15 protein-coding genes and 4 pseudogenes are annotated in these 16,756 nt (G+C 33.2%); 9 read left to right on the top strand and 10 right to left on the bottom strand.

Features of this window, described 5'->3' with window-relative positions; genetic code table 11:
• The first annotated feature begins 57 nt into the window (after positions 1 to 57).
• The 4 genes and pseudogenes from G7A72_RS15490 to G7A72_RS16780 all read left to right on the top strand — a co-directional run.
• Positions 58 to 1,164, top strand: a complete 1,107-nt coding sequence (locus tag G7A72_RS15490; protein ID WP_165153240.1) for an ABC transporter permease — start codon at positions 58 to 60, stop codon at positions 1,162 to 1,164.
• Between the two features lie 51 nt (positions 1,165 to 1,215).
• A complete protein-coding gene (locus G7A72_RS15485; protein ID WP_165153238.1) occupies positions 1,216 to 2,337 on the top strand; it encodes an ABC transporter permease in 1,122 nt (373 codons plus the stop codon).
• A gap of 153 nt (positions 2,338 to 2,490) precedes the next feature.
• Positions 2,491 to 2,664, top strand: a pseudogene (locus tag G7A72_RS16785) (DUF2141 domain-containing protein); the annotation flags it as partial.
• A 183-nt stretch (positions 2,665 to 2,847) separates the two neighbouring features.
• Positions 2,848 to 3,018: pseudogene (locus tag G7A72_RS16780) on the top strand (tyrosine-type recombinase/integrase); the annotation flags it as partial.
• Here G7A72_RS16780 and G7A72_RS15470 read toward each other — a convergent pair.
• Positions 2,961 to 4,008: pseudogene (locus G7A72_RS15470) on the bottom strand (hypothetical protein); the annotation flags it as partial. The pseudogenes G7A72_RS16780 and G7A72_RS15470 overlap by 58 nt on opposite strands.
• Before the next feature lie 342 nt (positions 4,009 to 4,350).
• On the opposite strand from G7A72_RS15470, the gene G7A72_RS15465 reads away from it, so the two are divergent.
• The 3 genes from G7A72_RS15465 to G7A72_RS15455 all read left to right on the top strand — a co-directional run bounded on the left by G7A72_RS15465 (position 4,351) and on the right by G7A72_RS15455 (position 6,808).
• Entirely contained in the window at positions 4,351 to 4,944 is a 594-nt protein-coding gene (locus tag G7A72_RS15465) for a Crp/Fnr family transcriptional regulator (protein WP_165153236.1), read from the top strand.
• A gap of 6 nt (positions 4,945 to 4,950) precedes the next feature.
• Positions 4,951 to 6,183, top strand: coding sequence for a hypothetical protein (locus G7A72_RS15460; protein ID WP_165153234.1), 1,233 nt, complete (start codon positions 4,951 to 4,953; stop codon positions 6,181 to 6,183).
• A gap of 67 nt (positions 6,184 to 6,250) precedes the next feature.
• Positions 6,251 to 6,808 (top strand): fasciclin domain-containing protein, encoded by a 558-nt coding sequence (locus tag G7A72_RS15455; protein ID WP_165153232.1) that lies wholly within the window; start codon positions 6,251 to 6,253, stop codon positions 6,806 to 6,808.
• Between the two features lie 69 nt (positions 6,809 to 6,877).
• Here G7A72_RS15455 and G7A72_RS15450 read toward each other — a convergent pair whose 3' ends face one another.
• From G7A72_RS15450 to G7A72_RS15415, 8 genes are all read right to left on the bottom strand, one after another.
• Positions 6,878 to 7,249, bottom strand: coding sequence for a group III truncated hemoglobin (locus tag G7A72_RS15450; RefSeq protein ID WP_165153230.1), 372 nt, complete (start codon positions 7,247 to 7,249; stop codon positions 6,878 to 6,880).
• Positions 7,250 to 7,260: 11 nt separating this feature from the next.
• Entirely contained in the window at positions 7,261 to 7,554 is a 294-nt protein-coding gene (locus G7A72_RS15445) for a hypothetical protein (protein ID WP_165153228.1), read from the bottom strand.
• On the bottom strand, positions 7,554 to 8,321 hold the full coding sequence (locus G7A72_RS15440; protein WP_165153226.1) for an ABC transporter permease subunit: 768 nt from the start codon (positions 8,319 to 8,321) through the stop codon (positions 7,554 to 7,556). The genes G7A72_RS15445 and G7A72_RS15440 overlap by 1 nt, the downstream gene beginning before the upstream one ends.
• Complete coding sequence (locus G7A72_RS15435; protein WP_165153224.1) at positions 8,305 to 9,027, bottom strand: ABC transporter ATP-binding protein; 723 nt, start codon at positions 9,025 to 9,027, stop codon at positions 8,305 to 8,307. The genes G7A72_RS15440 and G7A72_RS15435 overlap by 17 nt, the downstream gene beginning before the upstream one ends.
• Positions 9,024 to 10,253 carry a nitrous oxide reductase family maturation protein NosD gene (locus G7A72_RS15430; RefSeq protein ID WP_165153222.1) on the bottom strand — a complete coding sequence of 410 codons (1,230 nt, stop codon included), beginning with the start codon at positions 10,251 to 10,253 and terminating at the stop codon, positions 9,024 to 9,026. Before G7A72_RS15430 ends, G7A72_RS15435 begins: the two co-directional genes overlap by 4 nt.
• An 83-nt stretch (positions 10,254 to 10,336) precedes the next feature.
• Positions 10,337 to 11,353: a nitrous oxide reductase accessory protein NosL gene (locus G7A72_RS15425; RefSeq protein ID WP_241258527.1), complete on the bottom strand. Its 1,017-nt coding sequence runs from the start codon at positions 11,351 to 11,353 to the stop codon at positions 10,337 to 10,339.
• 64 nt (positions 11,354 to 11,417) lie between these two features.
• Positions 11,418 to 13,391, bottom strand: coding sequence for a Sec-dependent nitrous-oxide reductase (gene nosZ / locus G7A72_RS15420; RefSeq protein ID WP_165153220.1), 1,974 nt, complete (start codon positions 13,389 to 13,391; stop codon positions 11,418 to 11,420).
• Positions 13,392 to 13,407: 16 nt separating this feature from the next.
• Positions 13,408 to 13,905, bottom strand: a complete 498-nt coding sequence (locus tag G7A72_RS15415) for a c-type cytochrome (protein ID WP_165153218.1) — start codon at positions 13,903 to 13,905, stop codon at positions 13,408 to 13,410.
• Positions 13,906 to 14,099: 194 nt separating this feature from the next.
• Here G7A72_RS15415 and G7A72_RS15410 point away from each other — a divergent pair, with 194 nt between their 5' ends.
• Positions 14,100 to 14,564, top strand: coding sequence for a hypothetical protein (locus G7A72_RS15410; RefSeq protein ID WP_165153216.1), 465 nt, complete (start codon positions 14,100 to 14,102; stop codon positions 14,562 to 14,564).
• Between the two features lie 95 nt (positions 14,565 to 14,659).
• On the opposite strand, the pseudogene G7A72_RS15405 reads toward G7A72_RS15410, so the two are convergent.
• Positions 14,660 to 14,921 (bottom strand): annotated as a pseudogene (locus G7A72_RS15405) (aspartate aminotransferase family protein); the annotation flags it as partial.
• A gap of 474 nt (positions 14,922 to 15,395) precedes the next feature.
• On the opposite strand from G7A72_RS15405, the gene G7A72_RS15400 reads away from it, so the two are divergent.
• On the top strand, positions 15,396 to 16,580 hold the full coding sequence (locus G7A72_RS15400; RefSeq protein ID WP_165153214.1) for a PAS domain-containing sensor histidine kinase: 1,185 nt from the start codon (positions 15,396 to 15,398) through the stop codon (positions 16,578 to 16,580).
• The last annotated feature ends 176 nt before the right edge of the window (positions 16,581 to 16,756 follow it).

The raw sequence follows: 16,756 nt of genomic DNA, 5'->3' as shown, positions 1-16,756 counted from the left end.
ATATTAAGGTTTATTAAGTTTTCTATCTTAATGGTTTAAAAACCTAAAAAGTTTAAAATGAAAAGATTCATCGGATTTGTAAAGAAAGAATTCTACCATATTTTCAGAGATAAACGCTCGTTGTTTATACTTTTTGGTATGCCAATTGCTCAAATTTTACTTTTTGGTTTTGCTATAACAAATGAAATCAACAATGTTGATATTGCCATTTTAGACCAGTCAAATGATGTTGAAACGCAAAAAATTATTTATAAAATAAAAGCATCCCCTTATTTTAATGTTGCAAACCAAATTGAAAAAGAAAGTGATGTAGAGTCGGAATTTAAAAAAGGAAAAATTAAAGCAGTCCTGATTTTTGAGCCGAATTTTAGTAAAAATTTAGAAACAAAAAAAGTAGCAGTTGTACAAGCAATTACAGATGCAACCGAACCTAATGTAGCCAATACCATAGCTAATTATACATCGGCAATTATTCAAAATTATCAATCTCAAAAAAAACAATCCAATAGCAGTCAAGTAAAGGTTGAAGTACAGACAAGAATGTTTTATAATCCGGAACTCAAAAGTGTTTTTAATTTTGTCCCTGGAGTTATGACGGTAATTTTAATGCTGGTTTCGGCCATGATGACCTCTATTTCTATTACACGAGAAAAAGAATTAGGAACTATGGAAATCCTTCTGGTTTCTCCATTAAAACCATTTCAGGTAATTATTGGCAAAGTATTTCCGTATATTTTTCTTTCGATTATTAATGCAATTGTAATTGTAACATTGGGCTATTTTGTTTTCAGAATGCCAATTAATGGAAGTATCTTTTTGTTGGCTTTTGAAAGTATTTTATTCATCGTTTCAGCACTTTCACTGGGCATATTAATTTCAACCATTTCTAATTCACAACAAACCGCAATGATGCTTTCCTTAATGGGATTGATGCTGCCGGTAATCATTCTTTCGGGATTTATTTTCCCTATAAACAGTATGCCGTTGCCAATGCAGGTAATCAGCAACATCATTCCAGCAAAATGGTTTATCATTATTGTAAAAGCCATTATGCTCAAAGGAGTCGGTATTCAATACATTTGGAAAGAAACGCTAATATTAATTGGGATGACAGTGTTTTTTATAACATTGAGCGTCAAAAAATATAAAATTAGATTAGAATAATAATATCCCTGACAAGGTTTTAAACTCCTGACAGGGTTAGAAAAATAATTTATGAAAACAATTTTATTCATCGTACAAAAAGAGTTTAAGCAAATTTTTAGAGATAAAAGTATGCTGCAACTGATATTTATTTTGCCTATTTTGCAATTATTAATTTTGTCAAATGCAGCCACATTCGATGTTAAAAACATTGCTATCACCTTTGTTGACAATGACCAAAGTCGGGATTCAAGAGATTTAGTAAATGCTTTTAAAGCCTCAACCTATTTTAAAGTTACAGAGCCTCATTTTTCTGAAAAAGAAGCTGTCGAAGAAATGCAAAAAGGTAAAACTGATGTTATAGTAAACATTCCGGTTCACTTCAATCGTGACCTGCAAAAGGCACAAAAAGCGAGCATTTCAGTAAGTATTAATGCCATCGACGCCGCAACAGCTGGTGTTGAAAATGTATATGTAACACAGATAATAAACACCTACAATCAAAACATTAAAATGCAGTCAAAATACTTCTCCGAAAATAAAGAAGTATCGCAAAACATACTGGTTATCCCCTCATTTTGGTACAACAACACCTTAAATTATAAAACTTTTATGGTACCCGGAATTTTAGTTTTATTGGTCACTATGTTAACTTTATTTCTGTCATCGATGAATATTGTCCGAGAAAAAGAGCTGGGAACATTAGAACAAATAAATGTAACACCAATAAAAAAATATCAGTTTATCATTGGAAAATTATTTCCCTTTTGGGTGCTTGGATTAGTGATTTTAACCGTGGGTTTAGTAATAGCCAAAATGGTTTTTAGTGTTCCCATGTTAGGTAATATCTTTCTGGTTTATGGCTTTACAGCAGTGTATTTACTTTTAATTTTAGGATTAGGACTGTATATATCCAATCATACTGAAACCCAACAACAAGCCATGTTTATTGCCTGGTTTTTCATGGTAATCTTTATTTTGATGAGCGGTTTGTTCACACCTATAGAAAGTATGCCTAAGTGGGCTCAAAATCTAACGTTGTTAAACCCTATTCGGTATTTTGTAGAGTTCATAAGAATGGTTCTTTTGAAAGGTTCCGGTTTTTCTGACGTGCTGAATAATTTATTAATCGTCAGTGGCTTCGCAGTATTTGTCAATGGTATGGCGATTTGGAGTTACAAAAAATCAAATTAAAATCTTAATTAACTTCAAAAAAATCCCAACGAAAAAACTTATATCTGCATTTTTCTTACCAACAGTTTCCGATTATTCCTTAAGTCAGCGATTAAAGTAAATGATTTAAGAAATTCTAGAAGAGCTATTCTATTGATGTGATTTAACAAAGAGGATTCAATACCAGATGAGAAATTCTATAGATATTATAAAAAAGAAAGTACAACGATTTCAAATAATTCTTCATCGGCAACCTTCTCTGATCTACTAAAAGGGAATTATGCAGTGTTTATATTAAACGATGAAAATAAAAACAGTGATAATCAAAAAAATTATTTTGCTTACTGATGGTGTTAGACTTTCAACTTTTAAAAACATAAACCTGACTAAGAATCCTAATATTCCTTAAGCAAGTTTCAAGGTAAACGAAAACTAAAAAAAACTATTAAAATTATTTATAAATAATGAGTTCAAACTATTTCAATGTGAGATAATCATTAATTCGGCTTTAAACGATTAAATTAGTCAAATTATATTGCCCGGCATACTTTTGCAACCACGGTAACGCTTACAAATGGTGTTCCGATCGAAAGTGTAAGCAAAATGTTAGGGCATAAAAACTTACGAACCACCCAGCATTATGCAAAGGTTTTAGACAAAAAAGCAAGTGAAGACATGAAGATATTGCGAGACAAATTCACTTTGGCTGCGGCCAATGATGCTAGGGTGAGTTTATCAACCGAAGTGGCTTCAGGAACTAATAAAAACGGCGAACCCCAACCCACAGAATCCACATCATAATGATCCAATAGAAAATCGTGTTCTCCAGCAGCTCCTATGCCGCCTTGAAACGTGATTTTTAAATCCAATGGTTGTTCCGGAACATGCATTTCTTTTTGTCCCAATGCTTTAACCATCAACTCATGCGAAGATTGAATCAATTGCTCTTTTTTCTGTTTGAATTCTTCTAAAATCGGTCCCAACAAACAGCCTTCGGTGGCAAAAGCGTATCCGCCACAATTCAGTCCGGATTCAATTCGATATTCAGAAACCCAAAGTCCTTTTTTAGCTAAAAAATTCCCTTGAATCATTGCCGAACGAAAGTCACTTACTTTCAGCGTGATTTTCTTTTTCAGTGCATTATTCGCATCCGGAAAGAAGGCCGAAAAACTTTCAAAATAGCTGTATAATCTTGGATTCATCCCAGCCGATAAAACAACCGAAGATTCTAATGTACTGTTTAAAAAACCACGCAATGCGGCATGCGCGTCATTAAAAATAATTGGTAATTGTTCCTCTTTGATGAAATTATCCTTATCCAATTTAGTCATAATATTAACATCAATATTGCGTGGGTAAAGATTTTTCTCCAGATAATTTTTGATATTTTCTTTGAAAGCGAAACCGTCTTCCATCAAGTTTTGCAAACCTGCTTTAATCTCTGATTTGTTGGGCAGCATCGCAATGTAATTTTCCAAAGCTGATTTGCTTTCCGATCATTCCGTTTTGAAATTTTTAAATTTTCCTTTCACGATTTTGTCGACCAAATTCAGATAAGATGTAATGTATTCTGCGCGATAATCATGTGTTTTTTTGGGTAATTTCCTGATACGGCAAATCAAATTTCTTGCTGTAAAAAGCATTCATTTTTTCGATAAGCTAATCATCCATAATTGAAATAACGGATGAAATTCCTTACTTCGCCACTCGTATCGAACTATCAATAGCATAAGCAAGTCCAAAAAACGGGATATAAAAAGTATGAAGTGGTTTAAGTGTTGTCATGCTAAAATCAATTAAATAAATAAACCACAAAAGTCGAGAAACTAAAAACTGATAAATATCATACGCTATGATACTTTAATAAAATACTTTAGCCATTTTAGGTCCTGTTTTAAGATTATTTCAAAAACATTACATTTTACACTTTTCTAGTATGATTACAATCATAAGATTGTTAAATTTATACAAATTATATTTGCAATTGCTGCAAATATGCGTCCTAAAAAACACATTCTTAAATCCGCTTTAATTATGCAAATAGACATAGATTTACTTTTTTCTTGGGGCGCTGTTGCGAAAAAATACAAAAAAAACGAAGTAGTTTTTAATGAAGATGAAGTGGCCCATTTTTATTATCAAATTATTGATGGAAGCGTGAGAATGTTCAATTCAAATGACGAAGGAAAAGAGTTCACACAAGGACTTTTTTGTAAAGGAGAGAGTTTTGGCGAACCTCCATTGTTTATTGACCAACTATATCCCTCGAAAGCAGTTTGCCTTCAAGATTGCACCATTATGAAGCTATCAAAAGATAAATTTTTAAAAATTCTTGATGAATATCCTTTAATTCAAAAATCATTTTTGGTTTTACTTGCCAATAAAATTCATTCAAAATCCAATACTTCAAAAGAGATCATCAACCAGAAACCAGAGTTTAGAATTCTTGCTTTTTTGAACACACACAAAAGAAAATCGGAATGTAATGACCAAAAAGTATTAATTCCTTACACACGTCAGGAAATTGCAAATTTTACTGGTTTGAGAGTCGAAACGGTGATTCGGGTTTTTTCGAAAATGAATGATTGCAACAAAGTTGACATCATCAATCATAAAATATTTTATTAAAAAAAAATGAAATTAAACATACAATTCTGGCTAAAATTTTCGTTGCTAAATCTATGTATTGTAGCCTCGCTTGGGGTTTTAATGCGTTATAAAATTGGTTTTGAATTCCCTTATTTCAATCAAAAAAACATATTACATTCTCATTCCCATTTTGCATTTTCAGGATGGATTACCCATACCTTGATGACGTTGATGGTGTATTATCTTCAAAACAAAACCGCAGACTTTCAACTAACTAAATACCGAAAAATAATTATAGCCAATCTCATTTGTTCCTATGGAATGCTGATTTTCTTTATTATTCAGGGCTACGGAATGATTTCCATCCTTTTCTCAACAGCATCGATCTTGGTTTCCTATGTTTTTGGCTATTATTATATCAAAGATTTAAGAAAAATAGATACCGATTTAGCTGCTATTAATTGGTTTAAAGCCGCCGTAGTTTTCAATATTATTTCCTCTTTTGGGACTTTTTATCTAGCCTACATGATGGCTAGTAAAAATGTTATTCAGGATTTGTATTTAGCATCTATTTATTATTTTCTCCATTTTCAATATAACGGTTGGTTTTTCTTTGGTTGCATCGGTTTATTTTTTGGCTTTTTAAATCTAAAAAAATCAGAACATTCCTTTTACGAAACTTCCTTTAAGCTGTTTGCTGTTTCTTGTATTCCTGCCTATTTTTTGTCCACACTTTGGTTGGATTTACCCGTTTGGCTTTTCGCAATTTCTGCCTTTGCAGCAGTAATTCAAGTTTTTGCATGGTTTAAACTTCTTTTAATTTTGATACAAAAACAAAAAGAATATTTGAAAAATTTCGCTTCATTGTTACGCTATATTTTACTCTTTTCCTGTTTGGCATTAAGCATAAAATTCATTCTGCAATTGGGTTCAACAATCCCATCTTTAAGCCAGCTTGCCTTTGGTTTCAGACCAATTGTAATCGCCTATTTACACTTGGTTTTATTGGCGGTAATCACGTTGTTCTTGTTGTTTTACATCTATGCCAGTCATCTGATTATTATCAATAAAAAGATAAAAATTGGCTTGGTTCTATTTTCCGTTGGCGTTCTATTAAACGAGTTGGTTCTCGCCATTCAAGGTGTTGCATCGTTCACTTACACCATTATTCCGTATGTAAATGAACTTCTTTTCGTTGTCGCCTTACTCTTGCTTTTAGGAATCGCGTATACTGCATATTTTTCTATCAAAAAAGTTAAAAACAACCCGCCTTTATGATTGAACGCATAGAATAAACAATTGATAATTAAGTACTTTGCTATATAAAACCAAAGTAACCTTAATTATGAAAAAATCAATTCAATTAGTAGCCGTCGTTTGTTTCTGTACCATTTTTGGTTGTAAACAAAATAGCGAAGCTCCATCTGAAACAACAACAGAAAATACAGCAACCCAAGGTCCTGGGCAATCTGCCGTGGTTGACGAAACTTCCAGTCCAAACATTGTTCAGACAGCCTCTGGAAGCAAAGATCACTCTACATTAGTAACTGCAGTAAAAGCAGCAGGATTAGTAGATGTATTGAGCAATGCCGGGCCATTTACCGTTTTTGCACCAACAAACGCTGCCTTCGATAAACTCCCAAAAGGAACCGTTGAAGGATTATTAGAACCTGGAAAAAAAGATGACTTGAAAAACATATTAGAATACCACACATACGTTGGGAATCTAAAAACCGAATACATGCAAGATGGAGAGGAATACGAGCAAGTAAATGCCGGAAAAATAAAAATCACCAAAGTAGGTGACAAGGTATTTGTAAACGGTTCAGAAATAGTCTCTTCTATTGCAACATCAAACGGAATCATACACGTCATAAATGATGTTTTACTTCCAAAAAAATAATATTATTAATTCATTTTGCCAGATTGAAAAAAGCGTAAACTAAAATAGTTCACGCTTTTTTTATGCTTTTCAACCTATTGTTTTGTACATCAATACCCCCGAAATATTCATAGCTCTTTGTTTGATTTCTTCAGCTTTTGTTCCTGTGAATAACTCATCAACAGTTTCATTGAACAAGGCGTTCCAATGCTTAAAATGAGCTTCTTTCATTTCACTTTTTTGATGTAATTCTTTATGCTTAGTCATCGGGTTTCCGGTATAATTCCCTTTCGAAAACATAATATTCTCCCAGAAATCATACATTTTCGGCAAGTGCTCTTCCCAATTCAACTTGGCTACATCCGTGAAAAAATAACCGATTTTAGTGTCTGTTTTTATTTTACCGTAGAAAGTGTTTATCAGCTTCTCAATGTCGTTTCTGTTTTTTATATCTGTTTTCATTTCTAGATTTTTTAGCCTTTAAACAATAAACACAAACTGTCTTCCAATGCTTCTACGGAATGCAAAACTGCTACCGGAATTTCTTGTTCGTCATAAAGAAAGAGTTCGTTTTGTAGCTTATCCTCTTTATAAATCACGTTTCCTTTTATCACCAATAATTTAGCTGGAACATCCGTTTTATGCTCCTTGAGAATCATTTCTTTTTTGAAAGCAATTACCATTACTTTACTGCAAGAAGTATTTTGAACCACCTGCGCCACAGGATTAGCGGCATTTTCTAGTTTTTGAAGTATATCTTTAAACACTATAAATCTTTGTTTTTAAATTTGATTAATGAAATGAAAAATGGGATAATAATCCACAAACACAGCAACGAAAAAGAAAGAAGCAGTCCCAATGATGTCCCGAAAAAATCTTTGAATATTGCTCCGGTATATCCCATCATCGCTGAAACATCCAGATGCAACAGGATTTGAATTCTGGCTAAATCTATTGGACTAAACGCCGTAACAACAATCATTGCTTTCTCGATTGGATAATCTGAAAATTGAAACAACAAATACAAAATTATTCCATCAAAAAGCAACGCAAAATACAACCAACCCATAATGGCAATACCTATTCCTTTTGCTTTGTCTCTGGTTAGTATCGAACTTAAAAATGCCAAAGCCACGAAGACCAACGTAATCAGACAACCTATGACGAGCATCATAATGCCTACGCTATCCGGCGCATTGATTAAAAGCGGAATTCCGGCACCAATAAAAAAGGCTAAAACCATTGCTAACGAAAGTCCGAGATACAGACTCAACCAAATTTTCTTGCGTTTAATGGGTTGGCTTAACAAAAGCTCAATAAACTCTGTACTATTGTACAAATAAATCGTGGCAAAAAGAATGGAAACCAGCGGAACCGTGAATAAAATTATATTCAAAATGGTAAGCAATCCTTTGGCTGAATTGTCTTCCAGCCCAAATGAACTCCACGAAAGAATGGCTAAAATAAGGGTATACGCCAGTATAATTTTGTTCTTCAGAATGTCTAGAAAAATGATTTTAATGATTCTGTTCATTACTTTTGTTTTTTAGAATTTTGGCAATTGCTTTGGATATTTTTTGTTCGTTTGTTGATTTCAATAAATCCGCAATACTTTGATGAAAATGTACTGTTCCGTCTTGCATGTAAATAATTTGGGTTATCAAGTCATCTAATTCGCTCAAAAGGTGGGAAGTAATCAAGATGAGTTTTCCCTTTTCTTTTTCTTTTATAATTTTTTCTTTCAATATTTCGGAAGCCAATGGATCTAATCCCGCTGTAGGTTCGTCTAAAATCAACACCTCAGGATTAAACAAAAAAGCTAGTGTAGCACTTACTTTTTGCGTTGTTCCACCCGAAAGTGTCCGCATTTGTTTGTCGACTATTTTTTCGAGTTGAAAAGCATGGACTAAATCCTCATCTAAAACCTGATCCGAATTTCGAATTTGCTTTATCATTTCGATGATTTGCCCAACTGTCATATAATCCGGATAACGGCCTATTTGTGGCATGTAGCCTATTTTTTCCCGATATTTAAATTCCTTTAAAATTGATTTTTCATTGAATAAAATATCTCCTTTAGAAGGAATGACCATTCCCAATATACTTTTTATCAGAGTGGTTTTTCCACAGCCATTTGGACCAATTAAAGCAATGCATTCTCCTTTTTTAAAAGAAAGATTGACATCATTTAAAACCTCTAATTTTCCGAATTTTTTATATATATTTTTTATTTCAATCATAATGGTAATGAATGCATTAATGGCGAATTGTCAATGAAATTATCCGGGGTTATACTGGGCAACACTTTTTCGGATTTATCTAAAAGTGTGATCATAAAACTCCGGAACAACAACATCGCCGAGGGATTATTTTCAACTAAAACTGCAAATAAACTCAACGGATGATACGGCACATCACCGACACCATTTTTGTCTAAATCATATCCTTCGTATTTATCCCAATAATTGGTATCAAACTTGTTTAAAACTAAACTTCCGTTAGTTCCCATATCAAAAGTATTTCCAATAAAATTATTATTTACGATTTCATTATCTACGCAACTGGCCTGAATTTTCATCGCCCAACCGTTGGCTTCAAATACATTTTTTTCAATTCGAATCCGATTGGTTCCTTCCATGTGAATTCCAGAAGTGTTTTTAGAAAATTTATTTCCAATGATATGACTGTCCGTGATTTCCTTAAGGAATAATCCATAAGCGCCATCACCCCAATTTTCTTCGAAATAGTTATTGAACATCTTGACATTTTTGGTAAACATTACCGCAACGCCGGCACCGTTATTCTTAAAAACATTGGTAATATAAGCGTCGTCATTAGAGAACATAAAATGCAAACCATACCGAATATTGTTAGTTGAAATATTTCTCCAGATAACGGAATTGGTCACAAATTCAAAATAAATCCCATCCCGATGACCAGAAATAGTGTTGGCGATAATTTGAAGATTTTCACTTTTCCAACAATGAATTCCGTTGCCTATTTGCTGTTCTTCTTTACCATACGCTACAATGGTGTTGTTTTTTATCAGGCAGTTTTTACCATTTTGGATATAAATTCCAAAGAAATTATCATCTAGAATATTGTTCTGAATAACAACATGGCTTTTATTGTACACTTTTATCGCACAAGGATCTTCGAGTGAAGCATACCCTGATTTTATCACTTTAAAACCTTGTACAACCACACTATCCGCTTTAATGGAAAGTACTTCATATTTCTTTTGCCCATCTAAAATTGGATAGTCTTTACCCAGAAAAACAATTCTTTTATCAATAACAATATTGCCTTCTCGATAAACACCTTTATGAACTAAAACCGTGTCACCTATTTTAGCCAAACTAACAGCTTTTTTTATTGATTTTACAGGTTTATTAGCGCCAACTTCAATCACATGCGCATGAAGGAATGAAGAAAAAAACAGAAATAAGTAGAATAATTTTTTCATTATTTTTTTAAAATTAAACCGTCTGAATTTAATTAAGAAAACACACTGTTTTTAATTGCTTACTGATTCAAAAAACGACTGGTCTATTTTGCAATTATAGCTTCCCAAGTAATTGGTTTTGCTTTAAATTTTATTCCAAATTCCTTTGCATCATTTTCAGAAGAAAAAGCTATAACCCCACCTCTCATTGGACTTTGAATAGTTCCTTCAGAGATAAAAAAAGCAGTTTTAGCAGGAATCAAGACATTGTCTTGCACATAATCACTCACATAATAAGCGGCTATTTTTGTATTGGCATTTTCTTTTCCATACTGTATCATGCACATGATGTCATCAAATTTGAAAACTCTGCCTTTTTCACTAATCACTTCTGCCGCATATTTACCATCGGCGATCGTCATTTTACAGAAATCGCACGTGTCAACGTTCAATTTAATGGGAACCACTTCTGTTTTGGCACAAGAAAAAAAAGAAAAAGTTAAAAAGACTAACAACGCTGCTGTTGTATTTGATTTTTTAAACCTGTTTAACAAATTAGTTTCTTTGATTACTGCGATAAACAGTAATAATCCTGCAGCAATTAACATCCATCCTCCAGTATCAGGAATAGAATACGCACCAAAATTTAAAAGTTGTTTGTAACCTAATAATGGCGGCTGATATGACATTCCTGGCACTTGAATTGCAGCATTAGGGTCCAAATTATGCCCGTATTCATAGTTCCATCGGTAAAAATCGACTCCTGCTAATATCCCAAAAAGAATAAAAGATATAAATAAAGCATAAAGTCCTTTTTTCTTAGCAATTACCGCAACTGCCAAAGCACACAATGCAAAAAAACCAATAATATAAGGCAGTAAAGTAAATTCTATAAAATCCTCTTTATGCAGGGTTTTCATACCAATATAATGGTTCAATCCATTAATAATATCGACATCACCCGCAATTTTATCAGCATGCAACAGCAGTACTAAACCTTCAGGATATTGCGGAGCTGACAATTCAATTCTCCACATTGGAACAAAAACCGATGACACTAATAATGCCATCACAACCAAAAGCATCACTTTTGAAAGCGTTGAAATTTTTGAATTATTCATGATTTTTTTATTAAAAAAGGGAACAAACTAGATAATTTGTTCCCTCTTGATTTTGAAGTGATTGTTATTTAGCTGGCATATTAGTTCCCAGACTAAATGTTATTGGAACATTACTTCCTGCAGGAGACACTCTTAAATATCCTGACATTTCTTGGTGTAGCGCACTACAAAAATCAGTACAATAAAATGGAAATATCCCTATTGTTTTTGGTATCCACTTCAAAGTAGCTGTTTCACCAGGCATAATTAATAGCTCTGCATTATCAGCACCTTTGATTGCAAATCCATGTGGAACATCCCAATCCTGTTCAAGATTAGTAACATGGAAGTATACTTCATCTCCTAGTTTTATTCCTTCGATATTATCAGAAGCAAAGTGAGAACGTATCGAAGTCATATACACATGAACTTTGTTTCCTTCTCTGACTACTTTAGCTTCTTTTTCACCTTTGGCAACATAAGGATGATTATTTTCTTCGATTTTATAAAATTTCAACTGACCATTGTTTCTGATTAAATCAGCTGGTGCAGATTGTGCATAATGCGGTTCTCCAGTGGTTGGATAATCCAATAAAAGCTTCATTTTATCGCCACTGATGTCAAATAATTGCGCACTTTGAGCTAATTCTGGTCCTGTTGGTAAATATCTGTCTTTAGTGATTTTGTTGTAAACAACCATGTATTTTCCAAATGGTTTTTTACTGTCTCCACCAGGAATAGAAAGATGTCCAGGAGAATAATAAACAGGTACTCTGTCTAAAATTTTCAATGATTTAATGTTCCATTTCACAACTTCTGACGAAACGAAAAACGTAGTATATGCATTTCCTTTTCCATCAAACTCAGTATGTAGGGGTCCTAGACCTGGTTTTTTAACTTCACCATATAATGCAGCCTCATATTTTATAACGGGAATACCTTCGTAGTCGCCATCATATTGTTTTTTGGCAATCGCATTTTTCATTTTGTCAAAACTAAAGACCGGAATCAAAGCCGCTAATTTCCCACTTCCTACAATATATTCTCCTGTAGGATCTACATCACATCCGTGAGGTGATTTTGGACAAGGAATCAAATAGCAAATATCTTTTAACATTTTAGAATCCAACACTAATACTTCAGTTCTCATTTCAGATTTTGCAGTATGCGTTTTTTCATCCCAAGTATTATGAGCATATTTAGCTTTAATTTTTTTACCTTTTCCTGCTTTAATGTACTCTTCAGCTTTTTTCCAGTTTACTGCCATAATAAAATCTTTGTCATTCTTTGAAGCGTTAACTTCAAGCAAAGTATTGGCTTGTTCTGAATTATAGCAAGAGAAGAAGAACCATCCGTGAGATTTGCCTTTACCAGCATGACTTAAATCCCAGTTTAAACCAGGAGTTTCAATTTGGAAAGCAATATCCATCTGACCTTCCTTACCTACTTTTACAAAACTCAAATATCCTTTGAAATTTTGTTTGTAAGTGTTAATAGGAACATCACCATTGGCATTATCAGGAGGAACGCTAAATCGGGTTCCTGCAACAACGTATTCAGTATTCTCAGTAATAAATGGAGAAGAATGATTTCCAGCACTGTTTGGCAATTCAATTATTTCAACCGTTTTAAATGTTTTCAAATCAACACGTGCAATTCTGGGCGTGTTATTGGCATTAGCGAAAAGCCAACGACCGTCAACCTCACCGTTAGTCTGAGATAGATCTAAATGGTGTTGATCATCCCAAGGCACATAGCCGTGAGAAGTATTCAACATTGGTTTGGTTTCTTCGCTATATCCATAACCACTTTGCGGGTCTTGAGAAAATACTGGAATGACTCTCAATAATCGTGCGCTTGGTAAACCATAAACACTCACTTGTCCGCTAAAACCACCTGAAACGAAATTATAGAATTCGTCATATTTTCCTGGAGCAACATAGACTTTTTGCGCAGCGTCGCCACCTACGGCATCAGCTGTATCTTTAGGTCTGCAAGAGCCAAAAAATGCACTAACCAAAACGATGGAAAGACTTGTTTTTATAAAAATATTGTTCATTTTATTTTGAGTTAAATTATTTTACTCCGTCATTTTTACGCATATATTCCAACAAGTTTCTTGCATCTGTATCGGTCAAGGCTTGATTTGGCATACGAACTAAACAAAGTTCTAACTGCGCTTGAAGTTTTGGATCTTTATCAATCATTGGATCTGGATTAGTGATAAAGTTCATAATCCATTCTGGTTTTTGTCTTTGAGTAACTCCTTTCCATCCTGGACCAACTAATTTTTCATCAGTCAATTTATGACAAGAAGAACATTTAACGGATTGTATTTTTTCTCCTTCGGCAGCCATTGCCTCATCCAACTTAGCACCTAAATCCACTGAGGTGTGTTTTCCGATACCTCTGTTTGGATCATAAGTGGCGGCATCTGCTGCGGAACCTTCCGGTGCGGCCATTCCTTCATCAGATGAAGTGGTTGGTGTAAAATCCTCCTCAGGTTTGTTTTTTTTATCACCACATGAAGTTAACATTACGAATGCAACTACAAAAAAAGTTAATTTGTACATAAATTTGTTTTTAGAATTGTTTAACAAATTTGCGATTAGATTAGTGAATTAATTATGACTTGAATCATACTTATAGAACTATTTTCCAGATTTATCTACCTGTACTTGGAAAACCAAACGATAAACTTTTGTTAACGATTAAACTTTTCAAACCTATCCTTGTCTTATATCTATAAAACGTAAAACAATACAAAATGAAAAAATTATTTATAGCTGCATTATTAGTTGTCGGAATGACAAGCTTTGCACAAGAAAGAAGAGCAACTACAGAAAGAGCCAAAATGGAACAAATGACTCCTGAACAAAGAAATCAGTTGCATTTAAAAAAAATGACTTTAGAATTAGATTTGAATGCTTCTCAACAAAAAGAAATGAGTAAAGTTATTGCTGAACAAAGTAGTAAAAGAGAAGCTAAAATGGCAGAAAGAAAAGCAACTAAAAATTCAGCTAAAAAACAACTTACTGCTGATGAACGTTTTGCTCAGAAAAATCAAATGTTAGACGAGCAAATTGTGATGAAAGAAAGAATGAAAAAAATACTTTCAGCTGACCAATACAAAAAATGGGAGGACATGAAAGGAAAAAGACATCACGGAATGAAAAAAAGAATGATGCACCTTAAAGATGGGAAACCTGCAAAAATGGGTGATAAAAAATAATCCTTCCACTTGAAATATTTCATCTTATTTCATAGAAAAGCCCCAAATTTGAACTTGCCCCAAAAAGTTAGACACTATTTGGGGTATTTTTTTTATTAATATGTTTTCGAAATTTTATCTATCGCTCGAATGGTAAAATCTAAATCCTCATACGTTAATGCATTGGTAATAAACCGCGTTTAATAAGCGGATGGCGCAATATAAATTCCTTCTTGCAATAACCGTGAAAGAATTTTTTAAAAGTTTAATTATGGCCTTTTGCGGCAGTTTGAAAGTCTACAACAGGAGCAGCGTAAAATGATCCAAAATCATTGAGCCAATAGTGTTGATTTTAATGACAACATTATTTGCTTTCAAAAACAGTCAAGTTCTATTTTATGTTTTTCAATAAATACGTTCCATGTTATTGAATCTAAAATTTGAATCAAATTCTTTTTAAAGTCTTCTATGTAACTAGGGTTTGGTTTGATATTAAGAAAAGCTTTATTGAGTGCTTTGAGCGCTGCCAGCAGTAGTGTGTGCATGCGTTTATTTCAGAATTGGAAAGTACCAAACTTACTATTATAAAAAATGACAACTACAATTAATGACATACTATTTACCTGACTATTTGTAATGTGTCACCAACCAGATATTCGTTCATATGGGATTTCTAAACTAAAACAAAATCTACTCGTATTGTCTTATGCTTTTGCTAAAAATCCGAATAAAATGCAACTGTAAAAGAAGTTAATTATGTAAATAATAAAGTTAATTATACAACTCACTCCGCTATGAAAATAGGAAATTTGCAGCTAAAATAGACATACCCTATTTTATAAATCCAAAGAGATGTCTACATCAAAAACTTCGAAAAATCTTAAAGAGCAGTACGTTCCTACTGCAGAATTTTACAGCCAAATCATTGATAGTTTGCAGGACTATTCCATATTTACAGTCGATATAGACTTAAATATAAACAGCTGGAATTCAGGAGCAACAAATATATTTCAATATGAAACAGAGGAAATTATAGGAAAGCCATTTGAAGTTATTTTTACGCAAGAAGATAAAGAAAAAGGAATTCCACAAGAAGAAATTGATCTTGCTTTAAAAGATGGAAGATCCGTAGACGTGAGATGGCATGTTTGTAAGGACGGGAAAACGTTTTTTGCAGATGGTCTGGTATTTCCATTGAAGGATGAAGACGATGCTGTCATAGGATTTATAAAAATATTGCGCGATATCACTGCCAAAAAAGAATCCGAAGACTCCATAAAAAAATATGCAAAAGAGTTAGAAGAACTTAACACACATAAGGAAAATGTACTTGCTATTTTATCTCACGATTTAAGAAGCCCTCTAGCAGGAATTATTCAGGGTGCTCAATATTTAAAATCAAATTTCGATACCATAGACCCTACTTTTGCAAAAGAGTTGTTGCAAGAATTTCATACTGCAGTTATAAATGAAATGAACATGTTGGACTATCTAGTCGAATGGGCTAGGATTAAGTATGCTGCTGAAGCGTTTAAACCTGCTTCTGTTGAACTTATACACTGTGTAAAAAAAGTTTTTGAATCATTAAAAGAGACTGCAGCAATCAATACCATAAATCTTCTCAATGAAATAGAAGAAAATTGTAGTGTGTTTGCCGATGAGAAAATGCTGCTTTCTATTCTGCAAAACATAGTTTCAAATGCGATTAAACATTCGCATAAAGGAGGCCAAATTACGCTATCAGCCACGCAAAGTGATGACATGATTATTGTAGCAATCAAAGATTCAGGGAAGGGCATGTCAAAAGAAATAATAGATACGCTCTTTGCTCCACAAGTAAAATCACTTTCTAAAGCGGTTGAAGAAAATAAAGGAGCAGGAATCGGTCTATTATTGGTGAAAGGATTTTTAGAAAAAAATAATGGTAAAATATGGGTTAAAAGTGAAGAAGGTAAAGGATCTTCTTTTTATTTTTCATTACCTATCAACCAACACGCAAATAGTACTACTCTTTTAGAAAAAGAAACTTATGTTTAGCGGATCAACAGGTAAATTACAGTGAAGAAATAGTATTACATTTTACTGCTATACAACCTAGCAGGTAATTCAAATTTTTTTTGTGTCTGAAAACATAGTTGTATAGCCCACTTCGGGTAATTAAATTAAAATGTAAAAAGTTAAACATTGCATCATTAATTTGTAATGATTTTGTC

It is taken from the genome of Flavobacterium sp. Sr18 (assembly GCF_011064265.1).
Classification (GTDB): Bacteria; Bacteroidota; Bacteroidia; order Flavobacteriales; family Flavobacteriaceae; genus Flavobacterium; species Flavobacterium petrolei.
This window is presented reverse-complemented; position numbering and strand designations above follow the sequence as displayed.

Excerpts from the sequence above, each read along its gene's own strand:
- G7A72_RS15490 (WP_165153240.1), top strand. The coding sequence starts at position 58 with ATGAAAAGATTCATCGGATTTGTAAAGAAAGAATTCTACCATATTTTC.
- G7A72_RS15485 (WP_165153238.1), top strand. The coding sequence starts at position 1,216 with ATGAAAACAATTTTATTCATCGTACAAAAAGAGTTTAAGCAAATTTTT.
- G7A72_RS15465 (WP_165153236.1), top strand. The coding sequence starts at position 4,351 with ATGCAAATAGACATAGATTTACTTTTTTCTTGGGGCGCTGTTGCGAAA.
- G7A72_RS15460 (WP_165153234.1), top strand. The coding sequence starts at position 4,951 with ATGAAATTAAACATACAATTCTGGCTAAAATTTTCGTTGCTAAATCTA.
- G7A72_RS15455 (WP_165153232.1), top strand. The coding sequence starts at position 6,251 with ATGAAAAAATCAATTCAATTAGTAGCCGTCGTTTGTTTCTGTACCATT.
- G7A72_RS15450 (WP_165153230.1), bottom strand. The coding sequence starts at position 7,249 with ATGAAAACAGATATAAAAAACAGAAACGACATTGAGAAGCTGATAAAC.
- G7A72_RS15440 (WP_165153226.1), bottom strand. The coding sequence starts at position 8,321 with ATGAACAGAATCATTAAAATCATTTTTCTAGACATTCTGAAGAACAAA.
- G7A72_RS15435 (WP_165153224.1), bottom strand. The coding sequence starts at position 9,027 with ATGATTGAAATAAAAAATATATATAAAAAATTCGGAAAATTAGAGGTT.
- G7A72_RS15430 (WP_165153222.1), bottom strand. The coding sequence starts at position 10,253 with ATGAAAAAATTATTCTACTTATTTCTGTTTTTTTCTTCATTCCTTCAT.
- G7A72_RS15425 (WP_241258527.1), bottom strand. The coding sequence starts at position 11,353 with ATGAATAATTCAAAAATTTCAACGCTTTCAAAAGTGATGCTTTTGGTT.
- nosZ (WP_165153220.1), bottom strand. The coding sequence starts at position 13,391 with ATGAACAATATTTTTATAAAAACAAGTCTTTCCATCGTTTTGGTTAGT.
- G7A72_RS15415 (WP_165153218.1), bottom strand. The coding sequence starts at position 13,905 with ATGTACAAATTAACTTTTTTTGTAGTTGCATTCGTAATGTTAACTTCA.
- G7A72_RS15410 (WP_165153216.1), top strand. The coding sequence starts at position 14,100 with ATGAAAAAATTATTTATAGCTGCATTATTAGTTGTCGGAATGACAAGC.
- G7A72_RS15400 (WP_165153214.1), top strand. The coding sequence starts at position 15,396 with ATGTCTACATCAAAAACTTCGAAAAATCTTAAAGAGCAGTACGTTCCT.